The sequence below is a fragment of the Filibacter tadaridae genome (assembly GCF_900609045.1).
GTDB classification, from domain to species: domain Bacteria; phylum Bacillota; class Bacilli; order Bacillales_A; family Planococcaceae; genus Sporosarcina; species Sporosarcina tadaridae.
In genome coordinates, this window is sequence record NZ_UXAV01000044.1 from 74,166 (window position 1) to 96,975 (window position 22,810).

A 22,810-nucleotide genomic window follows, 5' to 3' on the forward strand; every position below is an offset into this window, starting at 1 on the left:
CAGTATTTTTAATTCATTATACAGTTTGGGCATTTGCCATAAATCTCAAACTTATGGCCTTCCACTTCATAATCCGGTAAATTAACGGTGATCATTTCCATTGGACAATGTGCGATACTACGGGTTTTTCCACATGCTGTACAGATGAAGTGATGGTGGTGTACACCCGGGTCACATTGCATCCTGAATCTACGTTCCCCGTTTAAATCAGTTTCCTCCAATATACCAAGTTCCGCAAATGTCGTTAAATTACGGTATATCGTATCAAAGCTAATACCAGGATTATCCTTTTCCATGGCGTTCTTCACAGCTAAAGCCGTCATATAGCGATCGTTTTTAGAGAAATATTGTAAAATTGTTACTCTGTTCTTCGTTCGTTTAAATTGATGTTCTTGCAGAATACGCCATGCTTCATCCAGCGTCATACAATCCCCTCCTCAACGATGCGTGCGTTCCTTTTACCTTGTATCTTTTTCCAAGTAAGTACGAACAATAAAATTCCAATTGACGTAACAACAATTGTTCCACCCGGTGCAATGTCAAGGTAATACGCAATAATAAGACCGACGATAACCGCTGCTTCTCCAAAAATAATGGAGTAAATCATCGCCCCTTTAAAACTTTTCGCTTGTTGCATAGCTGCTGCCACAGGAATAGTCATTAAAGAAGAAACCAACAAAATTCCTACAATTCGCATTGAAGCACCAATGACAAGTGCTGTGATGACCATAAACACCATCTGAATATACTTTGAATTGACTCCTGACACTTTCGCATAATCGGGGTCAAAAGAGAGAACAAACAACTCTTTATATAAAAAACGGATATAGGCAATCACAATAATGGCAATAACGATGACAATGACAAGATCTTGTCTACTTACCGCTGATACGGAACCAAACAAATAACCAACGAGGTCAGAACCAAAACCTTTTGATAATGAAATGAAGATTGCCCCGAACCCAATTCCGGCAGATAAAATGACGGGAATTGCAAGTTCTTCATAATGTCGGTACATCCCCCGCAACTTTTCAATGAGCAACGAGCCCCCTACAGCTGATGCAATCCCAAAGTAAACTGGATTCAATCCCGTGAAAAATAACACTTGCTGACTTAGGTACAGACTGCCTGCAATCCCTGCGAGCGCAACATGACTAAGAGCATCCGCAATCAGCGCAAGACGCCTCACAACGATGAACAGCCCGAGGAGCGGAGCAATGAATCCGATAATAAGTCCCGATAAAAATGCGTTCTGTAAAAATTCATAAGATAAAATGGCGCTAATCACTGGTCCACCTCCGTTTCAAACTGGTGAACGCGACGGACAGGATGTCCATACCAGTTGGAAATGTCTTCATCATCCATTTTTTTATAATCGGATTGAATACCATGGAAGTGGATTGAACGATTCAAGCAAGCTACATGCGTCGCTAGATCGGTAACCAAATCGATTTCATGTGTCACTAGCACAATTGCAATGCCGTGGTCACGATTCAACTCATTCAGCATAGAATAAAAAGACGCGACATTTTGTTGGTCGATTCCTACTGTCGGTTCATCCATTATCAGTAAATCAGGTTCACCTACAAGTGCTCTTGCTATGAACACTCTTTGTTGCTGGCCTCCTGATAATTCACCGATATTCTGTCTTGCAAAAGATTCCATACCGACAATCCCAAGCGATTTCAAGGCTTTTTGTTCATCTTTTTTCGAAAAGCTTCTAAACAATCCAGATTTACGAGTTAAACCACTTCGAACGACTTCGAGTACGGTCGCCGGAAATCCAGAATTGAACGAATTCGATTTCTGTGATACATATCCGATGCGTTCCCGATGCTTAAACGAGTTAATATCTGAGCCAAAAAGTTCTACAGATCCGGAAGAAGGCTTTAGTAAACCAAGAATGATGTTGATAAGCGTTGATTTACCCGAACCATTTGGGCCAATCAATGCCCAAAACTCCCCTTCCCCGACTTCAAGATGAATATGATCAAGGACGATGGAATGATCATAACTGAAACTGACATCGTCTAATTGAATAATATGGTTTGTCATGTATTATCCCTTCTTTCAAACAGGAATCATTACGATTCACTTGTAAGATTATATACGAAAATACGAAGGGAAACAACTTTTTAAATTCTATCTAAAGAAAGAGGGAATGATTTATGGATTACGCTCAACTTTTAAATGAAGTGAAATTGAGAAGTGATGAAGAAGTGAGGATCATTGCAAGGCAGTATGATATCGACCTATCTTTGGCGGAAATAAGGGCACTACGCCCTTTACTAGACGAAATATCGTTTCATTGGCTTTTCACGGGTGTCCCTGAAACATTCATATCAAAAGTCAGAGCTGCTATCGGCGATAGTAAAACCGAATTATTATTCAATAAATACATCAATGCGTCAAAATAAATAAAGTCTGTCTGCAAAATGGTTCATTTGCAGACAGACTTCTTCACTTATACGCGTAACAAATCAATCTTACCGGGTTCAAATGATTTCGCTTTGAACATTTCGATTTCGAACTTATAAGGTGCTGTCTTTTTCTTTGGATCTGCCCCGACGAACGGTGTTTCAAGAATTTTAGGTATCGCCGTAAAGTCTGGGTGATTAACAATATAATTAAGTGGTTCGAATCCGATATGACCAAATCCAATGTTTTCATGTCTATCTTTCATTGCACCTTGCTCATTTTTACTATCATTAATGTGAATGACGGAAATTCTGTCAACTCCGACAATCTTATCGAATTCGTTCAACACGCCATCGAAATCCTCGACAATCGCATAACCTGCATCATGAACGTGGCATGTATCAAAACAAACGGATAGCCGTTCGTTATGTGTGACGCCATCGATAATTTTAGCGATTTCATCGAAACTCCGACCGCATTCCGTCCCTTTACCAGCCATCGTTTCCAGCGCAATTCTTACGGGAAAGTCCTGGGAAAGAACTTCGTTAAGTCCTTCGATAATTTTAGCGATTCCAACGTCGGGTCCAGCACCAACATGTGCGCCCGGATGAAGTACGATTTGATTTGCACCTAGTGCCGCCGTCCGCTCAATCTCGCTTTGTAGGAAATCGACACCTAATCTGAATGTCTCTGGCTTGAACGTATTCGCGATATTAATAATGTACGGTGCATGAACGACGATATCAGTCAGTCCGTTTTCTTCCATATGCAAACGACCCGCAGCGATATTCAAGTCTTCAATCGGTTTTCTCCTCGTATTCTGAGGCGCTCCTGTATAAATCATGAATGTAGTTGCTCCATAACTTGCCGCTTCCTCACTGGAACCGAGCAGCATTTTACTGCCGCTCATTGAGACATGCGAACCAAGCAACAAAGGTTGTCGGTTTGTCATTTTTTACGATTCAATCTCCTTTCCCGTTTCTTCACTTTCTCGACTTCTTGAGCCATTTTCTTTTTATACCCCGGCTTTACTTTAGCTGGTTTACGAACGAAAGAATTTGCTTTACGATCAATGTCATCTGCCCCTTTAACACGATTTTTTCTCGCATGGCGTTCTTTCACTTCAATCCATTCACCATTTTTCACGTCTTCATGGACAAATGGAATTCCTAGCTTCTCTATCTGTACAATTTTATCTTCTTCAGTAGGCTCGTACAATGTAATAGCTGTGCCCTCAAGTCCTGCGCGCGCAGTACGACCAACGCGGTGAATGAAGAACTCAAGTTCATCCGGTAATTCGAAATTAATGACATGGCTGACGCCGGGAATATCAATTCCTCTAGCCGCAAGATCCGTTGCTACTATATATTGATACTCCAAATCACGGATTTGCTTCATCATACGTGTTCGTTCACGGGGCGATAAGTCTCCATGAATTCTACCCGCTTTAATGCCGTTCTCCGCAAGATAATTTGCAAGTCCATCTGCATTTTGTCTTGTATTCGTGAAGATAATAGCCAAATATGGGTTAATCCCTTCCAATACAGTTAATAACTTTTTCTTTTTATTCATACTACGGACAGGAACAAGGGTATAACGCATTCCCTCCGTTAACGGCTTTCGATCTCCTATCTTCACATGAACAGGTGATTCCATATACTTGGTAAGGAATGGTTTAAGTTTTTCAGGAATTGTCGCCGAAAATACATACATTTCAAGTTCTACAGGCATTTTCGAGGCAAACTTGTCGATTGCTTCGATAAAGCCCATATCAAATGCTAAATCTGCTTCATCTATCACAAGTATATTGGCGGTATGAATAGCAAGTGCACCACTTTCCGCCATATCCGAGATACGTCCCGGTGTTCCCACTACGATATGCGGATTAGATTTAAGCTTACTAGCGGATCGTATTTTATCTGTTCCACCAATTAAAAGTGAAGAACGAATATCCGTGCCTTCAGTCATTTTCGTAAGTTCATTGAAAAGTTGTGTAGCTAATTCCCTTGTTGGCGCGGTAATGACGGCCTGTAATGCTTCGACTGATGAATCCACCCGTTCCAGTACAGGTATGATAAAACTATGGGATTTCCCTGTACCTGTATGTGCTTGCCCGATTGCATTCGTCCCTTTAAGGATAAGCGGTATGATTTCTTTTTGAATCGGTGTCGGGTTTTCAAAGCCGAGCCTCCCGATTGCTTCCCGTAAAAACGGTTTAAACTGATAATCTGTAAATTTTGACATGTAAATGCCTCCTAACGTACACCTATTATATCATGATTCCGTTCCGCCGTATGCGCATTTCGCATACTATACAATGTGAAAGTATAAAATGATCACACGAAAGGGGTTAATTATGAGGTATGCATCCTTCTATCCATTCGCTCGCCAGCAACCACCCGCTCCACCACCTGGCGGACATTCAGGCTTTGGACTGCCTCCACAACAGCGGCCACCAATGCAAAGACAACCATTCCAAAATGGGCCCAATCAAACTGGGCCGATGGGAAATCCTTTTGCAGGTCCACCGACCGAACCGCCTGCGCAAGGTCCATCAAAACTAGATGGTTATATGCAGACTGCTAACCGATTCCTAAATACGGCACAGCAATTTGCACCAGTCGTACAACAATTTGCACCCATGATGCAAAACTTACCTGCCATGTGGAAACTCTATAAAGGTTTCCAATCCCTTCCCTCAGCGGGAACAGGAGCAGCGGGAGCAGCGGGGACTGCAGGAACAGGAGTAGCAAGAGCAGCAACGAGTTCGGCGGCGTCCGCAGCACAATCCGTCGCGCGTACTCCCGGGCCTTCCATTCCACGTATATTCCAACCACCCAACCTCTAGCTTTGAATCAATCAACCACTTCCGCTATAATGGATGATAGATCCTATTAGAGGAGTGAAAATGAATGAAAGTGTTGAAGATTTCACCAAGAGGTTATTGTTACGGGGTTGTCGATGCGATGATTATCGCAAGAAATGCAGCACTCGACAAAACGTTGCCACGACCCATTTATATATTGGGAATGATTGTTCACAATAAGCATGTGACGGACGCGTTTGAAGAAGATGGCATCATTACATTGGATGGTGAAAACCGTTTCGAAATTCTTGAAAAAGTGGAAACCGGAACGGTTATTTTCACTGCACATGGCGTATCACCGGAAGTTCGCGAACTAGCGAGAAAGAAAGGTCTTGTATCGATTGATGCTACATGTCCTGACGTAACCGTTACCCATGACTTGATTGAAGAGAAGACTGCTGAGGGGTATGACATTATCTATATCGGTAAGAAGCATCATCCTGAGCCGGAAGGTGCAATTGGTGTAGCACCGGACGCTGTTCATCTCATTGAAACAGTTGAAGATATAAAAGATTTGGCTATTACGAATGACAAATTACTCGTAACGAATCAGACAACGATGAGTCAATGGGACGTCGTTCATCTCATGGAGGCACTCAAAGAAAAGTATCCCCATATCGAAGTGCATAAAGAAATTTGTCTCGCAACGCAAGTAAGGCAAGAAGCAGTCGCAGATCAAGCTGGTGAAGCCGATTTACTTATCGTTGTGGGTGATCCACGAAGCAACAACTCTAACCGCTTAACGCAGGTCTCTGTAGAAATTGCGGATACACCATCTTACAGGATTTCTGATGTCTCTGAACTTGACGTGAAATGGCTGGACGGCATTAAAACAGTAGCAGTTACAGCGGGGGCTTCAACTCCAACATTGATTGTTAAAGAAGTCATTTCGTTCTTGGATAAATTCGATCCGGAAGATTCTACTACTCACCAACCAGAACGGAAATTCCGCCTGGAAAAAGTTCTTCCGAAGATTAAGAATCCGACACCGGTTGAAAGAATCGAACCATACACAGTTTCATAAGTATAGTATTGAACGTCAGTAAGCATCATATACTGAAAACATCACAATTTATATATATATATGTTGTACTAATGATTCCATTTAATCTCCAGCGAAGGCGTCTCATTGAGGTAGCTGAAGCAATAAGCCGGACAGCGATTTTCTGTCCGGCTTATTGCGGGAGGCATCTCCGAGCGCCGAGTGTTGTTGAAAGGATTCTTTATGTCAACATATCTAGTAATTAAACCGGCCTCTACCATTATGGTAGGGGCCGGTTTTCATTTCACATAAAGTGAAAAGGTTCTGTAATTACTTCTGATTCGATGAACGTTACATCGTAGTGAGCTTCTTCACATGCTTTTTGCATATGTTCTGCTACCCCCTCAATCATCACCTTTTCAATATTATGACCAGGATCAATAACAGCAAGACCTAATGCATCGGCGTCATGCGCAATATGGTAGTATAAGTCGCCTGTTACAAGTACATCTGCTCCACGCCGTTTGGCCGCAGTAATATACTTGTTTCCATCTCCACCAAGCACAGCCACTTTACGGATTACCTTATTCGGATCACCGACAAAACGGACAGCGGGAACATTAAATGTGCTTTTAACTTGTTCTGCAAATTGTGCCAACGTCATACTTTCTTTCAATTTCCCGATTCTGCCTAACCCATATTCATTTGTCCGTTGGTCCAGAACAAAAAAATCATATGCTGGCTCTTCGTAAGGATGTGCCGCCAGCATCGCTTTTAACACTTTTTCTCGGATTATACTAGGTAGCACAACCTCGATTCGTTCTTCTTCCACCTCTTCCGCCGCACCGACTTCCCCAATATACGGCGTAGCCCCCTCAACCGGCGTAAAACGTCCTGTCCCAAGCGTTGTATAGCTACAGCCTTGATATTCACCAATGGCTCCCGCTCCCGCTCGAGCGAGTGCCTGACGTATTTGAGTCGCATGAGTGATTGGGCTGTAAACAGCTAATTTATAAAGAGCCTCGGTAAATGTCGGCTCCACAATCTTCGTGTCTGTAAGTCCAAGCTTGGCAGCGAGCATATCATTCACACCGCCTGGCGCAACATCTAAGTTTGTATGGGCCGCATATACGGATATATCATGCTTAATGCATTTCTCGATCATTCTGCCTTGAGGTGTATCTGTTAAAATATTTTTCAACGGTCTAAAAATCGGCGGATGATGTGCGATGATAAGATTCGCTTTTCCTTGGATCGCCTCATCAATCACTTCTTCATTGACATCCAGAGTGACAAGAACTTTATCGACCGGGCGGTTCAATTGACCGATGTGCAGTCCCACGGGATCCCCTTCCATTGCAAAACGTTTCGGCGACCACTGTTCAAACAGCGAAATAATCTCATGACCATTCACTTTTTTCATGATTCCAACACCTTTCCAACTAGTTCAATTTGTCTTTTCAACTGTTCTTTTTTTAACGTAACGGCAGCAGTGCTGTCCGCAGTTTCAAGAGAACGTAGGACACGATTCCATTCCACCAGTTCCCTATTCCATTTTTCGCTAAAGACAGCAGATTTTGAGGCAAGCAGAAAAGGTCCTGCTAGAAGATCCAACTCATCGTAGGTCATCTGTCCTCTTTCTAACACAATAATTTCGTAAATTTTGCCGTCTTCCTTCAAAATGGCCTCATCCGTTATTTCCCAACTATTTGAAACTGCCCATTCCCTGATTGCTTTTGCATGTAAATTCGGCTGTGCAATAATTCTCTTCACTTGTTGAAGCTTTTCTTTCCCACTTTCCAAAATAGAAGCAATCAGTGTCCCTCCCATTCCAGCAATTACAACTGTATCAACCGCATCATGATCCTCAATAGCGAACAATCCATTAGCTAATCGGACAGTAACTGCATCTGACAATCCCTTACGCTGAACATTTTTAACTGCAGATTCAAACGGACCTTTCACAACCTCACCAGCAACCGCTTTTTGCGCTTTCCCGGTATTGATAAGGAAGCAAGGGAGATACGCGTGATCACTGCCAATATCCGCAACAACAGCTCCCGCCTCAACATAAGAAGCAACCGCCGCAAGTCTGTCCGATAATCTTTCTGTATTCAATCAAATCCCGCCTTTCGTTACTAGTAGTGTATAAGAATTCGGATCTTTTTGCACTCTGTAAACATACACGTAACAGCATCTTTACCCCTGTTTATACCAACGCTATCCATATTCAAATTTTCACACATAAATAAAAAGCTATTCGCCAACAGAATGACTCTGCAGGTGAATAGCTTTTCGCAAGTTACAACTTATTTAAGTGAAAGAATATAATCCGCCATCGCGTCAAGTTCTGCATCATCAGTAACTAGACCTGCCGGCATTCCGCCGTCTGTACCATTTTTGATGGTGTCTTTGATTTCATCTTTAGAAAGGCTAGTACCAGCTAATGCAGGTCCCATACCTCCTTCAAAATTACCACCATGACAACCGATACATTTCCCTTGAGCTACTGCTTCAGCATCGAAATCGGCAGTATCTTCTGCACCTGCCGCTTCTTCAGATTTTCCGTCTTCACCTTGGGATGCGATTTCTTTCTTCTGATCGCCCCCGTAGAGGGACATAAAGAAAATAAGACCAATTCCAAGTGCAAAAATTAAAATGTAAGGTACTATAGGATTTTTCCTCATTGAATTACCCTCCTTTGTCAGAAACTATTCTGTAGTAAATACAGTTCACAGTTATTATTGTACTGTATTCAATAGAAAACTGAAAGAGTTATCGATTAAGTTTTCTCTGTTTGTGACAAATTCGACATAAATCCAATCGTTAGCAGCCAATAAGCCTCGCAATAACCATGCGTTGTACTTCGGAAGTACCTTCCCCGATTTCAAGAAGTTTAGCATCTCGCATATAGCGCTCAACCTCATACTCTTGCATATAACCATATCCACCATGGATTTGAACCGCTTCGTTTGCAACCTGCATAGCGATTTCAGACGCATATAATTTACACATCGATGCTTCCTTGGAGAATGGACGACCTTGATCTTTCAGCCACGCTGCTTTATGGACCATATTGCGGGCCAGTTCGATTTTCATGGCCATATCAGCTAGTTTAAATTGAGTGATCTGGAATTCGGATAATGTTTTACCGAATTGCTTCCGCTCTTTTGAGTACCGCAGTGCACGATCAAATGCCGCTTGCGCTATTCCGACAGCCATCGCGCCAATTCCAATCCGTCCCCCGTCAAGTGTGACAAGGAATTGACGGAAACCATTTCCGCGAGTCCCTAATAAATTTTCTTGCGGGACACGAACATTATCAAGTACAAGTTCTGTTGTGTTTGATGCGTTCAAGCCCATTTTTTCATATTTATCGAGTACTGTGAATCCTTCTGCATCTGTGGGTACAATAACTGCGCTAATTTCCTTCTTACCGTTATCATTACCTGTAATTGCTGTAACAGCGAGATGTTTCGCATAGCTTGCATTGGTAATATATACTTTTGATCCATTTAAGACAAAGTCATTGCCATCTTCTTTTGCAGTCGTTTGCGTTCCCCCAGCATCCGACCCAGCATTTGGTTCCGTCAATCCGAATGCACCGAATGATTCCCCTGTACAAATCGGCGTCAAATACTTGTGTTTTTGTTCCTCTGTTCCAAATAGATTGAGTGGTGCCCCGCCCAACGAAATATGTGCAGAGTACGTAATTCCAGTCGATGCACATGCACGGCTAAGTTCTTCCGTAACAATCGCAAAACTGACAGTGTCCGCTCCAGCTCCCCCATACTCTTCGGAGAATGGCAACCCCATCATTCCCATTTCAGATAGCTGCTTAAATATCTGCAACGGAAACGCCTTAGTTTTATCACGTTCGATCGCACCTGGTGCAACTACTTCATCTGCAAATTCTCTGATCATCTTTTTGATCATTTGTTGTTCTTCAGTCAAATCGAAATTCAATTTCTACATCCCCTTTGTTGTGAACGCTTACAATTTCAATTATAGCGAATAATCGGGGATATTGACAATAAAAATTTATGATAAAAAAGTGTTAACTCAGAACAATAGGTAACTGATAGTCAACAAAAGACCGGCGGCGCCCGAAATTGTGAAGTAAAGTAGTTTTAAAAGTCTTCCCGCAAACAACCATAATATACAATTTAAAAGCAGTAATCCAATGAGTAACATATTGTTCCCTTCGAAAAAAACGAGCCACAGTTTCAATGACATTGCTAGAAGAATGAATGAAGATGATATGTATAAAAAAGGTACGATTGATGTTTGAATCCAGCTTTTTCGGAATGTCAATGAAATAAATAGCAATGTAGTGGCTGATGCGATACCAAGTGTAATGCCCGGATGGTGTGAAAAGAAAAATAGGCTTCCTATTGTCAGTAATGCTAGAAGCATTACCGACATAACTTTCCGATTCATCTTTCTTTTTTCTTCAACAAGAATCGGGTATGGTACCTTTTCTGCTTGCTCATTTTCTTCTTCACCTTGCGTATAAAGAGTAATAAGAAAGTCACAGTAATGCCCGGGTAGTAATTTATTTTGTTTCCAATATTTTATTTCCGAGATAATAATACGTTTTCGTTGTGGATTCATTTCACCCTATCATCCCTTCAGGAAAGTAAAAAGCATCGACATTAACGTATGTCGATGCAAATCGATTATTCAAGAAAATCCTTAAGCCTTTTACTCCTTGAAGGGTGTCTCAGCTTGCGTAATGCTTTCGCTTCAATCTGACGGATACGTTCGCGTGTAACGCCAAACACCTTCCCGACCTCTTCCAGTGTTCTTGTACGACCATCATCAAGTCCAAACCGTAAACGGAGAACATTCTCCTCACGATCTGTCAGTGTATCAAGGACATCTTCCAATTGCTCTTTTAACAATTCATAAGCCGCATGGTCTGATGGGGATTGTGCTTCGGAGTCTTCGATGAAATCACCAAGATGCGAGTCATCTTCTTCACCGATTGGCGTTTCAAGGGAAACAGGTTCTTGGGCAATTTTTAAGATTTCACGTACTTTTTCCGCAGTCAGTTCCATCTCTTCACCAATTTCTTCAGGAGAAGGTTCGCGACCAAGGTCTTGTAGTAATTGGCGTTGAACACGGATTAATTTGTTAATCGTTTCAACCATGTGGACGGGTATACGGATTGTTCGCGCCTGATCGGCTATTGCACGAGTAATTGCTTGACGAATCCACCACGTCGCATACGTACTGAACTTGAAGCCTTTCGTATGATCGAACTTTTCAACAGCCTTTATAAGCCCCATGTTTCCTTCCTGGATCAAATCGAGGAATAGCATGCCACGACCCACATATCTTTTTGCAATACTAACAACTAGACGGAGATTCGCCTCCGCAAGTCTTTTCTTCGCTTCTTCGTCTCCCGCAATAATACGGATGGCAAGTTCAACTTCTTCAGCACCTGTTAATAAGTCAACTCGTCCAATTTCTTTCAAATACATGCGTACAGGATCATTTATTTTGACGCCCGGTGGGACGCTAAGATCATTCAAATCGAATTGCGTTTCTTCAGTTACCGGTTTGGGGCCGCCTTCACTTGCATCCCCATCAGTTTTCCTTTCCATATCGATTCCTTGCGCTTCAAGAACATCTAAAAATTCTTCGAATTGTTCCGGTTCCATATCGAACATTGATAATTTTTCCGTAACCTCTTCAAGCGTTAGCTCTCCGCTTTTCTTACCTGCTTCCAATAAACTTGCCTTTGCCTCTTCTACAGTCAATTCATGTTCTACATCTTGTGGTTGTTCGTTTTTAGTCATCTTACCCGTTCCTCCTTAGTTCACCGGAATGCGACTATAATGCCGACATTGATTTCCGGAGCTGTATAATTTCCCTGGCCAGCTCCAGCGCCCGGGTATGATCATTTTGTTTTTCAGCTTCTTTCGATTCATGCATCTTTTCCTGGATTGTCAATCCGACCCGGTATCTATCGAGATGACCGATGCAATCATCGATTTCTTCTTCTGCATGTTCGGGATCTTTTTCTGCCATAGCGGCCTCAAGTACGATCTTGCGCAAATTACGATCTTCCAAGGTCTCCGCGAACCTATGAAAGTCGGGCGTTCCATGTTCTTCATAAAACCCGGCAAGGCGAACAAAAATGGCGGCATACTCATCTCGAACAAACAATTCCTGCCTATTTACCCGAATCCGGTCATATAAAGCCCCATCATTCAATAAATGGGATAATAATAAACGTTCTGCACGCTCTGTACCCGTTTTCTTCTTAGGCGGACCGGGATCTGTGTGTTTTACGCTATCATCTGGACCGTGATTCATTTTTGATTGTTTTACGTGTTTTCCTACCATTTTCATAAATTGCTGATGTATTGCTTCGACTGTGATCCCTGTTTCAGTCGAAAGTTGGTGTATATATAAATCCCGTTCAATCGGGGAAGAACGCGAAGCTAGTTCTTCAAGTACTTCGTGGATATATTGCAAAACGTCATTTTCATACGAAAGATTTTTTGATCGTTTTGCATAGGACATAATGAAGGACATATAAGAATGCGGATTGGCAATAATCTTTTCACGGAATGCTTCTTCACCATATTCTGCAATATAGTCATCGGGATCCATACGACCAGGTAATAAAGCGATTCGGACTTCCATTCCTTTTTTTAAAGCCATAGAAGCAAAACGTTTCGATGCCTCCCAACCGGCATCATCTCCATCGCAACAGATAATAATTTCCTTTGCGATCCTTTTTAGTTTTATAAGATGCGTTTCGGACAAAGATGTACCCATTACGGCAACGCTGTTTTGAACACCTGCCCGATCCGCAGATATCGTGTCCATAAATCCTTCAAACAGTATTACTTTACCCGTTTTCCGCACGTTAAGACGTGCATTGTGGAAATTATATAATAATTGACCTTTTTCGAATATAGGCGTTTCAGGACTATTGAGGTATTTCGCTTCTTGTTTTCCACTGGATAATGTCCTACCTGAAAATGCGACAACATTCCCAAGGTCATCACAAAGGGGAAACATAATACGACCTCTAAATCGATCGAAATAGCCTGTCCCATCATCTTTCATAATACAAAGCCCGGCCTGTTCCATTTCCCGCAGCTCAAAACGTTTTCTTTTTAGGAGGTCACTAAGTGCACTATAATCATTAAGTGACCACCCGATTCTATATTTTTCGATACTCTCCCTCGAAAATCCTCTTTTTTCAAGATATTGTAGTGCTTCTTCACCCTCTACTGTATTTAGTAGTAAATGACTGTAAAAGTTTGCCGCCAATGTATGTGCCTCAACCATATGCTTAAATTCATTGTTTGGTTTTTCGGAAGAAACACTGCTAACATCTGCGTCAATCTCAATACCTGTCCGCTCTGCAAGTTTAATGACCGCTTCAGTAAATGGACTATTCTCCATATCCATAATAAATGTGATTGCATTACCGCTTGCCCCACAACCAAAACAATGAAAAAGTTGCTTGTCTTCAGAGACAGAAAATGAAGGTGTACTTTCACCATGAAATGGGCAAAGTCCAAACCAGTTCTTACCTCTTTTTGTCAACTGGACAAATTCACCAATCAAATCAACGATATCGGTTTTAGAACGGATAGCTTCTATCTGCTCTTCTGGTATTCTAGTCATCCCATCACCATTTTCTGTTCTACTTACTTAAATTCGATATAGAATACAAAAATCCTTTTTATTCGACAAACTTTTTTTTGGTTTACTACGAAATTACTATTCTACACTACTTTATCGATAATTTCCGTTACTATATTCGCTGAGATAAAAAATATCATTGAGTTCGCTTCGACGCGCGGAGATGCCTCCCACCACAAGCCAGAAAGCTTCGCCGTTAGTCTAGGCTCGCGACTCCACCTTGTAAGGCGCCTAGGCTTAAACTATATAGATAGCCTATTGTTCAACAAATATAGAAAGCGCATTTCTTCCGCAAAAGAAGAACCTGCCCATTCTAAGTGGGTGGTCCTTCTATTTTACTTATTTTGTGCGGTTCACAATCTCACTAAGGATCACATTAGCAGTCTCTTCTACAGCACGGTTTGTCACATCAATGACTGTACAACCGATTTTCTGTATGACATTACGGAAGTGAATGATTTCTTCTTCGATTCTATCAAGTCTAGCATAACTTGCATCATCCTTTAAACCGAGTGCAATCAGTCTTTCTTTTCTGATGAAGTTAAGCTTTTCAGGAGAAATAACAAGTCCGAAGCATTTCGCCGGGTCGATTTGGTATAATTCTTCCGGTGGCTCCACTTCTGGAACGAGTGGTACATTCGCCACTTTAAAGCGTTTATGTGCAAGATACTGAGATAACGGCGTTTTGGAAGTCCGAGAGACACCTACTAAAACGATGTCCGCTTTTAATATCCCCCGTGGATCACGTCCATCATCATATTTAACCGCAAACTCAATAGCTTCTATCTTTTTAAAATAATCATCATCCAACTGCCTAACAAGGCCAGGTTCTTCAAGTGGCTGCTCACTTAGTTCCAAACTGATTTGGTTAACAATCGGACTTAAAAGATCAATACAATGAATTCCTTTATGCTGGCATTCCTCTTTTAGTTTAAGGCACATGTTCATTTTCACAAGTGTATAAATAATAATTGCTTGTTGTTGTTTTGCCAAATAAACAATTTCAGCTACTTGTGACTCATCTTCAACGTGTGAGAAACGCTTCATCGAAATAGTTTCAAGGCCTTGTCTAAATTGACTAGCTGCTGCTTTTGCAACAAGATCTGCTGTCTCTCCAACAGAGTCGGAAACGATGAATAATGTTAACTTTCCCACTCGAGCCCTCCTCATAATTCATGATCATCTGCAAGCGATATAAAGGCCGCAGTTATATTTGTTTTTGTCATTCTACCAACAACTTCCAATCCATTTCCGCTATCATGAACAACAGGAAGCGAGTCGATTTGCTTGTTCATTAGTTTCTTCGCCACTTGCAGTAAAGTATCCTGCTTTTCACAATAAGTGATGTTTGGCATCCTGGTCATAATAACGTGAACTGGAATTTTATCAAGGTCCGTATTCCCTATGCTTGTACGTAAAAGATCTTTTCTGGAAAGGACACCTGTCAGATGTAAGGATTCGTCTACAACGAATAATGTTCCCACATCTTCTAAAAACATATGGCAAATTGCGTCATAGACCGAAACGTGTTCTGCAACGACGACAGGAATCGATTGAAAGTCACGTACTTTCATGCCAATCATGCTATCCGCTACTGATTGTACAGGTTTTTTACCCGAATAAAAATAGCCAACACGCGGTCTTGCATCCAAATAACCCGCCATTGTCAAAATAGCCAAGTCAGGACGAATAGTAGCTCTTGCCAAACGAAGGCGCTCAGCAATCTGCTCGCCCGTTATTGGTCCATCCTCTTTGACAATTTCAAGAATTTCCTGCTGGCGCTTATTCAGTTCCATTTGAGTCACCGTCCTAAGCGTTCAATTCTATATCAACCTTGACTATTATATATGAAGATGTGTTCTATTGCGAAGAAAGAGGAATCATGCTAAGCTAAAAAAGAACTGAATAGGTGAAGACGGGACAATAAGTAATGTCGAAAAAAGAGCGAACGGGGATGGTGTAAGCCCGTACCGACATGAAAAGGCACCCTTGAGCCATTATTTTGAAGTGGGCTGGATATCCAGCCAATCGAGGTGGAACCGCGGGGCATTACGCACTCGTCCTCGGACAATATGTCCGAGGATGAGTGCTTATTTTAATTGGAGGGATATAATTATGTCAATGGAACAGATTGTAAATTTAGCGAAACAAAGAGGTTTTGTATTTCCAGGCTCAGAGATTTACGGAGGGCTTGCAAACACTTGGGATTATGGTCCTTTAGGTGTTGAACTAAAAAACAATATTAAAGAAGCCTGGCGGAAGAAATTTATTCAAGAATCCCCGTACAACGTCGGCTTAGATGCAGCTATTTTAATGAATCCGAAAGTCTGGGAAGCGTCGGGTCACATCGGCAATTTTAACGATCCCATGATTGACTGTAAAAAATGTAAGACACGCCATCGTGCAGATAAATTAATTGAAGATGTACTTGAAGCAAAAGGAATTGAAATGATTGTCGATGGCTTGTCTTTCGATAAAATGGAAGAACTCATTACTGAACATAATGTTGTCTGCCCGACATGTGGTGCGTTGGACTATACGGAAATCCGCCAGTTTAACTTGATGTTCAAAACTTCACAAGGAGTGACGGACTCTTCCTCTAACGATATTTTCCTTCGACCAGAAACTGCTCAAGGGATTTTCGTTAATTTCAAAAACGTTCAACGCTCAATGAGAAAGAAAATGCCCTTTGGTATTGCGCAAATCGGAAAAAGCTTCCGTAACGAAATTACACCAGGAAACTTTACATTCCGCACACGCGAATTCGAACAAATGGAACTTGAATTTTTCTGCAAACCCGGTGAAGACATGGAATGGTATGTATTCTGGCGTGATTTCTGTAAAGAATGGCTATTAAAACTCGGTTTGTCAGAAGACAATATGCGTTTGCGGGAACACGATGAAGATGAGCTGTCTCATTACTCAAAAGGAACCGTTGATGTCGAGTACAAATTTCCGTTTGGATGGGGAGAGCTTTGGGGTATCGCAAACCGTACGGACTTCGACTTAAAGCGTCATATGGAACATTCAGGCGAAGATTTCAATTACCAAGACCCGATTACAAATGAAAAGTTTGTACCCTACTGTATCGAACCATCCCTCGGTGCAGATCGTGTGACACTTGCATTCCTTTGTGATGCATATGCTGAAGAAGAGCTTGATAATGATGATAAACGTACAGTCCTTCGCTTCCATCCGGCGCTTGCACCGGTCAAAGCGGCTGTTCTTCCTTTATCCAAGAAACTTGCAGAAGGCGCGGATGAAGTGTACGCCGAACTCCGTAAACATTTCGTCGTTCAATATGATGATGCACAATCGATTGGTAGAAGATACCGTCGTCAGGATGAAATCGGTACACCTTTCTGCATCACATATGACTTTGACTCTGAAGAAGATCGTCAAGTCACAGTAAGACACCGCGACTCGATGGAGCAAGTACGTATGCCAATTACAGAAGTAAAAGACTATATTGCGAAGCACTTGGAATTCTAATAGAAAAAACCGGATGATAAAGGTTAGGTAACCTTTTCATCCGGTTTTTTCTTTTTCGGAAGTAGTTCAGGTGTAGATTCTAGCTGATCAAGAAATGATCTCGACTTAAGCCGGATCCCCACTTGTTCATCATAAATCGTACGGACAATTTTTTTCATGAAATCCTTCGTCGTTTTTTTAAGCGTTAGGTTGCCGATTCGATGGATGGGTACCGTAGAAAAAGTGCGGATCAATTTCAATTGGTTTGGCGTAATTCGAATCAAATATCGATCCACATGAAAACAGCGATGGCAAAGGAAACCTATTTCTTTGAATGAAAATGCAAATTCCCCTTCGGTCGCCCCGCAGTTTGCACATTGATGGACAATCGGATGAATGCCGGCGACAGGAAGCATCTTCCATTCTACGAATAAGGCAATCGCTTCCGGATCGTATTGTTCATTGATGGCATGTAGCGCATCATGAAGGAGTCCGTATACACCACCTACGCGTTCGTTATCATCTGAAAGACGGTCAATAAGTTCAACGATATAACTCGCATAAGCAGTTGCTTCAAGGTCTTCTCGAATGAAGCGCATCGAGTCAAGCTGTTCACCTTGTTCCAATGTGCCCATACCTTTTCCTTTACGTATAAGAAAAGATCCATGTGTAAACTGCTGTGTGATAGCAGCCAACCTACTCGCGGGCTTTTTTGCTCCACGGGCCATTGCAGTCAATTTGCCTGCTTCCCGAGTAAATAACGTCACAATTTTGTTCGTTTCCCCGTATGGAATGCTTCGGAGGACAATGCCCTCCCATTTGTTCATCAAAATGTTCAGCCCCTTTTATAAAAAAGTTTAAAAAGAGCAGACTTATGCCAATTCTAACTGGCAAGATTCATATTATTAATATTCATCTTCCCTAAACCCAAATTCTTTCAGTTGCCCTGGTTTGTTTCGCCAGTCTTTCTGCACTTTCACCCACAATTCGAGGAATACTTTCGAACCGAGAAGCATTTCGATATCATGTCTTGCTTTTGTTCCGATATCTTTCAAAAGAGCGCCTCTTTTACCGATTACAATTCCTTTTTGGGAATCACGTTCAACAACAATTGTCGCATTGACATTTACCATGTCCCGTCCTTCTTCCCGGCCAATCTTCTCGATGACAACGGCGATTGAGTGTGGAATTTCCTCCCGAGTGACATTTAGTACTTTCTCACGGATAAGTTCGGAAATGATGAATCGTTCAGGATGATCAGTCACTTGATCGTCTGGATAATATTTAGGACCTTTTAGCAAATATGTTTTCAACGTCTTAAGCAGACGATCTACATTATTGCCGTTCTTTGCGGAAATCGGCACAGTTTCTGCAAAGTCGTATTCACTTGTATACGACGTGATGATTTTAAACAACTCATCAGGATGAACAAGGTCAATCTTATTAATAACTAGGAAAACAGGTGTCTCCGTATTCTCAATCATTTCCATAATGAAACGGTCACCACGTCCAATTGGTTCGTCTGCGTTAACCATGAACATAATCGCATCGACTTCTTTTAGCGTGTTTTTTGCCGTTTTCATCATAAAATCACCAAGCTTATGCTTCGGCTTATGAATTCCCGGTGTATCAATAAAAACAAGCTGTGAATCGTCTGTTGTAACTACACCTTGTACTTTGTTACGTGTCGTTTGCGGTTTGTCGCTCATAATCGCAATCTTTTGACCGACAACTTGGTTCAAAAACGTTGATTTCCCAACGTTAGGTCGTCCTATAATTGAAATAAAGCCTGATTTAAAACTTTCATTTTTTTGCTGCAAAGTCGAGATCCCCCTTCGAAAACGCGCCAGGTAATAATTCTGCCACGGTTGTTTCACTTAACGCACCATCCAAATTAGTCAAATAGACGGGCATGGAACCTTCGCAAAACTCCGCAATGACTTGCCTGCAAGCCCCACATGGTGATATGGGTCCCTTTGTATCTCCGGTTACCGCAAGTGCTGTAAATGTCCGAACACCTTCTGAGACGGCTTTAAAAAATGCTGTTCGCTCTGCACAATTCGTCATGCTATACCCTGAGTTTTCTATATTGCAACCGTGATAAACAGTCCCATCTTCAGCGAGCAATGCAGCCCCCACCGGAAATTTAGAATACGGGACATACGCTTTTTCACGTGCTTTTTTTGACTCCTCAATTAAATTCTTATAATCCATATAAACACCTCTTCTTAGTAGTTAAACCATTTTGGGATAAATAATAATAGCCCTATCACTGCACTTGCAACGGCAAAAATGAGCACAGCTCCCGCAGCAATGTCCTTGGCTTCTTTTGCAAGCGGATGCTGTTCTACTGTCACAAGATCGACAACACGTTCTATCGCCGAATTCATCATTTCAAGCGCAAGCATACCAGCTATCAAAACGAAGACGATGAACCATTCTGTCCCGGTTAGCCCGGTTGCAACACCGGCGCCAATCACTACAATTGCGGCAAACATATGAAATTTAAGGTTCCGCTCCGACCTAAACCCTTCCAAAATCCCATTCCACGCGTAGATAAATGCTTTGAAAAAATTCCGCATGATACATCTTACCTTTCGAGGCCCAGAGTAGCTAATATCTCCTTTTGTCTACCGAACATCCTCTTTTCTTCTTCTTCATTCATGTGATCATAACCTAGAAGATGAAGAAAGCCATGGAGGGCAAGGAATCCAATCTCCCTGTTAAAGTCATGCCCATATTCTTCGGCTTGTCTCTTAGCTGTTTCCACTGAAATGATTATATCACCTAAAACCGTTGGAATTCCCTCTTCAGCCACTATTGCCACTTCACCATCCGTCATTTCTTCAAGTGCAAATGAAATAACATCTGTAGGCGTATCCTTGCCACGGTACTGCGCATTTACAATTCGTATTTCTTCATCTGTCATGAATGTCACGGAAACCTCGGATTCGCCTTTCAATCCTTCTTCACTTGCTGCATGTCGCAAAATCTTTTGGATTAATTCCAAGACTTTTTCATCCATAGATTCTTTTTCATTATCAAAATAAAGTTCAAGCATTCCAGCAGCTCCTTTTTACTTATTCGGGATATTCAATACGGTTATGAAATGTACCATTCAGTGTTTCGCAAATAACTTTTTCTACCTGTTTTAATTCTTTCATCGATATATCACATTCATCAAATTGGCCATCGTTCAACTTATCACTGACAATATTCCGAACAAGAGCTGCTATTTTTTGTGACGTCGGTTCTTTCATGGAGCGAACAGCGGCTTCCACACTATCTGCAACTGAAATAATGGCAATTTCTTTTGTTTGGGGCTTGGGTCCTCTATATCGATACTGTTCTTCTGTGACGTCAACTCCGGAATCACGCGCTTTCACAAAAAAGAACTTCAGCAAACTTGTTCCGTGGTGTTGACGTGCGATATCGATAATTTCAATAGGCATTTTATGTCTTTCAAGCAGTTTTGCACCATCTTCTGCATGGGCAATGATAATATCTCTACTTTTTTCGGGTGGTAGATCATCATGTGGATTTTTTCCAGCATGCTGATTTTCGATGAAAAATCCTGGACGGATTGTCTTTCCAATATCATGGTAATAACAGCCAACCCGGGCGAGCAAGCCATTTGCTCCAATCGATTCACAAGCTGCATCCGAAAGGTTCGCAACCATAATACTATGATGGTACGTACCCGGGGTTTCTGTAAGCACTTTTTTTAATAAAGGATGATTAGGATTCGACAATTCAATTAACCGCATATCGGAAACCAAACGGAAAGCCGTTTCGAAAAAGGGCATGAGCCCAATTGTTAGGGCACCTGAGAGAATACCAGACGTAATTGCCGCAATCGAATAGAATATCAATTCTTTTAACTCATAGGTTGACTGTGTCATAAGTAAATAAAAGGCGATGAATAGCATATTGAAAAACGCGACACCTAAGCTAGTTTGCAAAATAGTAGAGCGTTTTCCGCCATTACCTAAGAAATAAAGACTTACCATTCCACCTAATAATATGTACAATGCTACTTCCATTTGAATGATTTGTGCAAATCCTTCTTGGAGCATAACACCTGCAGTGGCAGCTGTAATAATTGTCGTCATTATGGCAAGGCGCTCATTTGTTAATAATTTAACAAGCATTGGTGCGAGTGCGGTCGGGAATAAGAACGCAAGCAGTACATCGAAATCCTTCTCGATAAGTGATATAAGTTTCATCAGTATGACAAGTAAGAAGAAAATCGTAATCACTATGAAAAGAGCCTTCTTCTTTATCGAACTATTGGCCCGCCAAGTATTAAAATGCAAAAAAAGGATGAAGGCTATGAATAGCACAAACAAACTGAGACCTGCAATAGGCTTGACGGATGATTGGTTCGTTAGTAAGCCCGCAAGTTTCAACTGCCTATGTACGTCACGATCAACAACTTGCCCTTCACGGACGATAACTTGTCCTTGCAGTATACGTGTAGGTTCAATCGACTCTTTCGCTTGTGCAATTTGAGCCTTTGTTTGCTCCTCATTTTCTTTTTCCGTTTCTACTACCAATGAACGACCAATCGCTTGCATACTTTGTATTGTCGCCTGTGGAAATACGTCATCAAGGCGGATTTTCCGTTCCACTTCGTATCGACTAGTTGATAGATCCCCAGTCCTTATCGGTTTTGACATTTCTTCACCTAAAATTGAAACAAGTCTTTTTTGCATATTCATAAGAATATCCGTATCAAGCGTCAATAAGGTGGCGATTGCATCATCGCTAAGTTGAAGTTCAGATACTTCCGCTTCAAGTTTTTCAAGTTTTTTTCGCATTTTAGCAATCTGTTCTTTTTTTATCTTCTTCAATTCCTCTGCATCGGGCGGATCCTCTGATTCCGTCTTTGGACCTTTCACTTCAATAAGAAAATCGAAAAACGATGTCGCGATTGCTTGTCTATTTTTTGCAATGTCTTCAGAGAAGTGATAAACGGGACTAACCTCGTTTGCAGCCCTTTGCCTTTCCTGTTCTGTTTTCACAGTATCTTCAACCGTTTTTACCGATCGAATCGTATCAGGCGCAATTTGAAATTCTTTTAATTCATATGTTTCTTTTTTTACGTTTCCATACATAAAAGAAAAAAGAAGAATTGCTGTCAACCCAATTACGAATAATGATAGATAATTAAAGTTCAATGATTTTATAAGATTCTTGAGTGGTTGAAACATCGGAATTTCTCCCCCTTATCCCTTTCCAACTACCATTATTTAAAAAAAGAAAAGCGACAGTGCCTTGGTCAGGGGCGACGGGCATAAGACAGACCTGCGGAGCGGCGTACTTTGCCGCACAGCAGGGCTGGCTTATGACCCAAGCCACTAGGCGCTGGAGCTAGACAATAAGAAAAGCGACAGCGCCTT

Annotated in this window: 24 protein-coding genes; 4 read left to right on the forward strand and 20 right to left on the reverse strand. The window is 41.7% G+C overall.

Translation table 11 applies throughout. The features are described 5' to 3' along the window. Positions 1 to 8: 8 nt before the first annotated feature. From FILTAD_RS13410 to FILTAD_RS13420, 3 genes are read right to left on the reverse strand one after another with little or no spacing between them, the layout of a single operon-like run. A complete protein-coding gene (locus tag FILTAD_RS13410; RefSeq protein WP_124071481.1) occupies positions 9 to 425 on the reverse strand; it encodes a Fur family transcriptional regulator in 417 nt (138 codons plus the stop codon). Beyond that, positions 422 to 1,288: a metal ABC transporter permease gene (locus tag FILTAD_RS13415; protein WP_124071482.1), complete on the reverse strand. Its 867-nt coding sequence runs from the start codon at positions 1,286 to 1,288 to the stop codon at positions 422 to 424. Before FILTAD_RS13415 ends, FILTAD_RS13410 begins: the two co-directional genes overlap by 4 nt. Beyond that, a complete protein-coding gene (locus FILTAD_RS13420) occupies positions 1,285 to 2,055 on the reverse strand; it encodes a metal ABC transporter ATP-binding protein (protein WP_124071483.1) in 771 nt (256 codons plus the stop codon). The genes FILTAD_RS13415 and FILTAD_RS13420 overlap by 4 nt, the downstream gene beginning before the upstream one ends. Before the next feature lie 113 nt (positions 2,056 to 2,168). Here FILTAD_RS13420 and FILTAD_RS13425 point away from each other — a divergent pair, with 113 nt between their 5' ends. Continuing rightward, positions 2,169 to 2,417, forward strand: a complete 249-nt coding sequence (locus tag FILTAD_RS13425) for a hypothetical protein (RefSeq protein ID WP_124071484.1) — start codon at positions 2,169 to 2,171, stop codon at positions 2,415 to 2,417. A 47-nt stretch (positions 2,418 to 2,464) separates the two neighbouring features. On the opposite strand, the gene FILTAD_RS13430 is transcribed toward FILTAD_RS13425, so the two are convergent. Further along, a complete protein-coding gene (locus FILTAD_RS13430) occupies positions 2,465 to 3,352 on the reverse strand; it encodes a deoxyribonuclease IV (RefSeq protein WP_124071694.1) in 888 nt (295 codons plus the stop codon). Positions 3,353 to 3,366: 14 nt separating this feature from the next. Next, positions 3,367 to 4,662 carry a DEAD/DEAH box helicase gene (locus FILTAD_RS13435; protein ID WP_124071485.1) on the reverse strand — a complete coding sequence of 432 codons (1,296 nt, stop codon included), beginning with the start codon at positions 4,660 to 4,662 and terminating at the stop codon, positions 3,367 to 3,369. Positions 4,663 to 4,774: 112 nt separating this feature from the next. On the opposite strand from FILTAD_RS13435, the gene vrrA reads away from it, so the two are divergent. Both vrrA and FILTAD_RS13445 read left to right on the forward strand, forming a co-directional pair. Further along, positions 4,775 to 5,266: a VrrA/YqfQ family protein gene (vrrA, locus tag FILTAD_RS13440; protein WP_124071486.1), complete on the forward strand. Its 492-nt coding sequence runs from the start codon at positions 4,775 to 4,777 to the stop codon at positions 5,264 to 5,266. A gap of 64 nt (positions 5,267 to 5,330) precedes the next feature. Then, entirely contained in the window at positions 5,331 to 6,308 is a 978-nt protein-coding gene (locus FILTAD_RS13445; RefSeq protein ID WP_124071487.1) for a 4-hydroxy-3-methylbut-2-enyl diphosphate reductase, read from the forward strand. 262 nt (positions 6,309 to 6,570) lie between these two features. On the opposite strand, the gene FILTAD_RS13450 is transcribed toward FILTAD_RS13445, so the two are convergent. The 9 genes from FILTAD_RS13450 to ccpN all read right to left on the reverse strand — a co-directional run bounded on the left by FILTAD_RS13450 (position 6,571) and on the right by ccpN (position 15,733). Then, a complete protein-coding gene (locus tag FILTAD_RS13450) occupies positions 6,571 to 7,689 on the reverse strand; it encodes a Nif3-like dinuclear metal center hexameric protein (protein ID WP_124071488.1) in 1,119 nt (372 codons plus the stop codon). Then, complete coding sequence (locus FILTAD_RS13455) at positions 7,686 to 8,384, reverse strand: tRNA (adenine(22)-N(1))-methyltransferase (protein ID WP_124071489.1); 699 nt, start codon at positions 8,382 to 8,384, stop codon at positions 7,686 to 7,688. Before FILTAD_RS13455 ends, FILTAD_RS13450 begins: the two co-directional genes overlap by 4 nt. Before the next feature lie 191 nt (positions 8,385 to 8,575). After that, the gene (cccA, locus tag FILTAD_RS13460) at positions 8,576 to 8,953 is read right to left on the reverse strand and encodes a cytochrome c550 (RefSeq protein ID WP_124071490.1); all 378 of its coding nucleotides are present in this window, start codon (positions 8,951 to 8,953) and stop codon (positions 8,576 to 8,578) included. Between the two features lie 139 nt (positions 8,954 to 9,092). Continuing rightward, the gene (locus FILTAD_RS13465; RefSeq protein ID WP_124071491.1) at positions 9,093 to 10,232 is read right to left on the reverse strand and encodes an acyl-CoA dehydrogenase; all 1,140 of its coding nucleotides are present in this window, start codon (positions 10,230 to 10,232) and stop codon (positions 9,093 to 9,095) included. Positions 10,233 to 10,328: 96 nt separating this feature from the next. Further along, positions 10,329 to 10,880, reverse strand: a complete 552-nt coding sequence (locus FILTAD_RS13470; protein WP_124071492.1) for a hypothetical protein — start codon at positions 10,878 to 10,880, stop codon at positions 10,329 to 10,331. A 65-nt stretch (positions 10,881 to 10,945) separates the two neighbouring features. Further along, a complete protein-coding gene (rpoD, locus tag FILTAD_RS13475) occupies positions 10,946 to 12,070 on the reverse strand; it encodes an RNA polymerase sigma factor RpoD (protein WP_124071493.1) in 1,125 nt (374 codons plus the stop codon). 34 nt (positions 12,071 to 12,104) lie between these two features. Further along, positions 12,105 to 13,919 (reverse strand): DNA primase, encoded by a 1,815-nt coding sequence (gene dnaG, locus FILTAD_RS13480; RefSeq protein WP_124071494.1) that lies wholly within the window; start codon positions 13,917 to 13,919, stop codon positions 12,105 to 12,107. A 357-nt stretch (positions 13,920 to 14,276) separates the two neighbouring features. Beyond that, positions 14,277 to 15,092 carry a pyruvate, water dikinase regulatory protein gene (locus FILTAD_RS13485; RefSeq protein ID WP_124071495.1) on the reverse strand — a complete coding sequence of 272 codons (816 nt, stop codon included), beginning with the start codon at positions 15,090 to 15,092 and terminating at the stop codon, positions 14,277 to 14,279. A gap of 11 nt (positions 15,093 to 15,103) precedes the next feature. Then, on the reverse strand, positions 15,104 to 15,733 hold the full coding sequence (gene ccpN / locus FILTAD_RS13490; protein WP_124071496.1) for a transcriptional regulator CcpN: 630 nt from the start codon (positions 15,731 to 15,733) through the stop codon (positions 15,104 to 15,106). Positions 15,734 to 16,049: 316 nt separating this feature from the next. On the opposite strand from ccpN, the gene FILTAD_RS13495 reads away from it, so the two are divergent. Then, positions 16,050 to 17,429, forward strand: coding sequence for a glycine--tRNA ligase (locus FILTAD_RS13495; protein WP_203229724.1), 1,380 nt, complete (start codon positions 16,050 to 16,052; stop codon positions 17,427 to 17,429). A 23-nt stretch (positions 17,430 to 17,452) separates the two neighbouring features. Here FILTAD_RS13495 and recO read toward each other — a convergent pair whose 3' ends face one another. From recO to FILTAD_RS13525, 6 genes are all read right to left on the reverse strand, one after another. Next, the gene (gene recO / locus FILTAD_RS13500) at positions 17,453 to 18,238 is read right to left on the reverse strand and encodes a DNA repair protein RecO (protein WP_124071498.1); all 786 of its coding nucleotides are present in this window, start codon (positions 18,236 to 18,238) and stop codon (positions 17,453 to 17,455) included. A 75-nt stretch (positions 18,239 to 18,313) separates the two neighbouring features. Next, a complete protein-coding gene (gene era / locus FILTAD_RS13505) occupies positions 18,314 to 19,228 on the reverse strand; it encodes a GTPase Era (protein WP_124071499.1) in 915 nt (304 codons plus the stop codon). Next, positions 19,212 to 19,622, reverse strand: a complete 411-nt coding sequence (locus FILTAD_RS13510; RefSeq protein WP_124071500.1) for a cytidine deaminase — start codon at positions 19,620 to 19,622, stop codon at positions 19,212 to 19,214. Before FILTAD_RS13510 ends, era begins: the two co-directional genes overlap by 17 nt. Before the next feature lie 14 nt (positions 19,623 to 19,636). Then, a complete protein-coding gene (locus FILTAD_RS13515) occupies positions 19,637 to 19,990 on the reverse strand; it encodes a diacylglycerol kinase family protein (protein WP_124071501.1) in 354 nt (117 codons plus the stop codon). Positions 19,991 to 19,998: 8 nt separating this feature from the next. After that, positions 19,999 to 20,469 (reverse strand): rRNA maturation RNase YbeY, encoded by a 471-nt coding sequence (gene ybeY / locus FILTAD_RS13520; RefSeq protein WP_124071502.1) that lies wholly within the window; start codon positions 20,467 to 20,469, stop codon positions 19,999 to 20,001. 19 nt (positions 20,470 to 20,488) lie between these two features. Next, a complete protein-coding gene (locus tag FILTAD_RS13525) occupies positions 20,489 to 22,621 on the reverse strand; it encodes an HD family phosphohydrolase (RefSeq protein WP_124071503.1) in 2,133 nt (710 codons plus the stop codon). Positions 22,622 to 22,810: the final 189 nt, after the last annotated feature.

Bases quoted from the DNA above. Each gene is read 5' to 3' on its own strand.
- FILTAD_RS13410 (WP_124071481.1), bottom strand. From the start codon at position 425: ATGACGCTGGATGAAGCATGGCGTATTCTGCAAGAACATCAATTTAAA.
- FILTAD_RS13420 (WP_124071483.1), bottom strand. From the start codon at position 2,055: ATGACAAACCATATTATTCAATTAGACGATGTCAGTTTCAGTTATGAT.
- FILTAD_RS13425 (WP_124071484.1), top strand. From the start codon at position 2,169: ATGGATTACGCTCAACTTTTAAATGAAGTGAAATTGAGAAGTGATGAA.
- FILTAD_RS13435 (WP_124071485.1), bottom strand. From the start codon at position 4,662: ATGTCAAAATTTACAGATTATCAGTTTAAACCGTTTTTACGGGAAGCA.
- vrrA (WP_124071486.1), top strand. From the start codon at position 4,775: ATGAGGTATGCATCCTTCTATCCATTCGCTCGCCAGCAACCACCCGCT.
- FILTAD_RS13445 (WP_124071487.1), top strand. From the start codon at position 5,331: ATGAAAGTGTTGAAGATTTCACCAAGAGGTTATTGTTACGGGGTTGTC.
- FILTAD_RS13450 (WP_124071488.1), bottom strand. From the start codon at position 7,689: ATGAAAAAAGTGAATGGTCATGAGATTATTTCGCTGTTTGAACAGTGG.
- cccA (WP_124071490.1), bottom strand. From the start codon at position 8,953: ATGAGGAAAAATCCTATAGTACCTTACATTTTAATTTTTGCACTTGGA.
- FILTAD_RS13470 (WP_124071492.1), bottom strand. From the start codon at position 10,880: ATGAATCCACAACGAAAACGTATTATTATCTCGGAAATAAAATATTGG.
- rpoD (WP_124071493.1), bottom strand. From the start codon at position 12,070: ATGACTAAAAACGAACAACCACAAGATGTAGAACATGAATTGACTGTA.
- dnaG (WP_124071494.1), bottom strand. From the start codon at position 13,919: ATGACTAGAATACCAGAAGAGCAGATAGAAGCTATCCGTTCTAAAACC.
- ccpN (WP_124071496.1), bottom strand. From the start codon at position 15,733: ATGGAACTGAATAAGCGCCAGCAGGAAATTCTTGAAATTGTCAAAGAG.
- FILTAD_RS13510 (WP_124071500.1), bottom strand. From the start codon at position 19,622: ATGGATTATAAGAATTTAATTGAGGAGTCAAAAAAAGCACGTGAAAAA.
- FILTAD_RS13515 (WP_124071501.1), bottom strand. From the start codon at position 19,990: ATGCGGAATTTTTTCAAAGCATTTATCTACGCGTGGAATGGGATTTTG.
- ybeY (WP_124071502.1), bottom strand. From the start codon at position 20,469: ATGCTTGAACTTTATTTTGATAATGAAAAAGAATCTATGGATGAAAAA.
- FILTAD_RS13525 (WP_124071503.1), bottom strand. From the start codon at position 22,621: ATGTTTCAACCACTCAAGAATCTTATAAAATCATTGAACTTTAATTAT.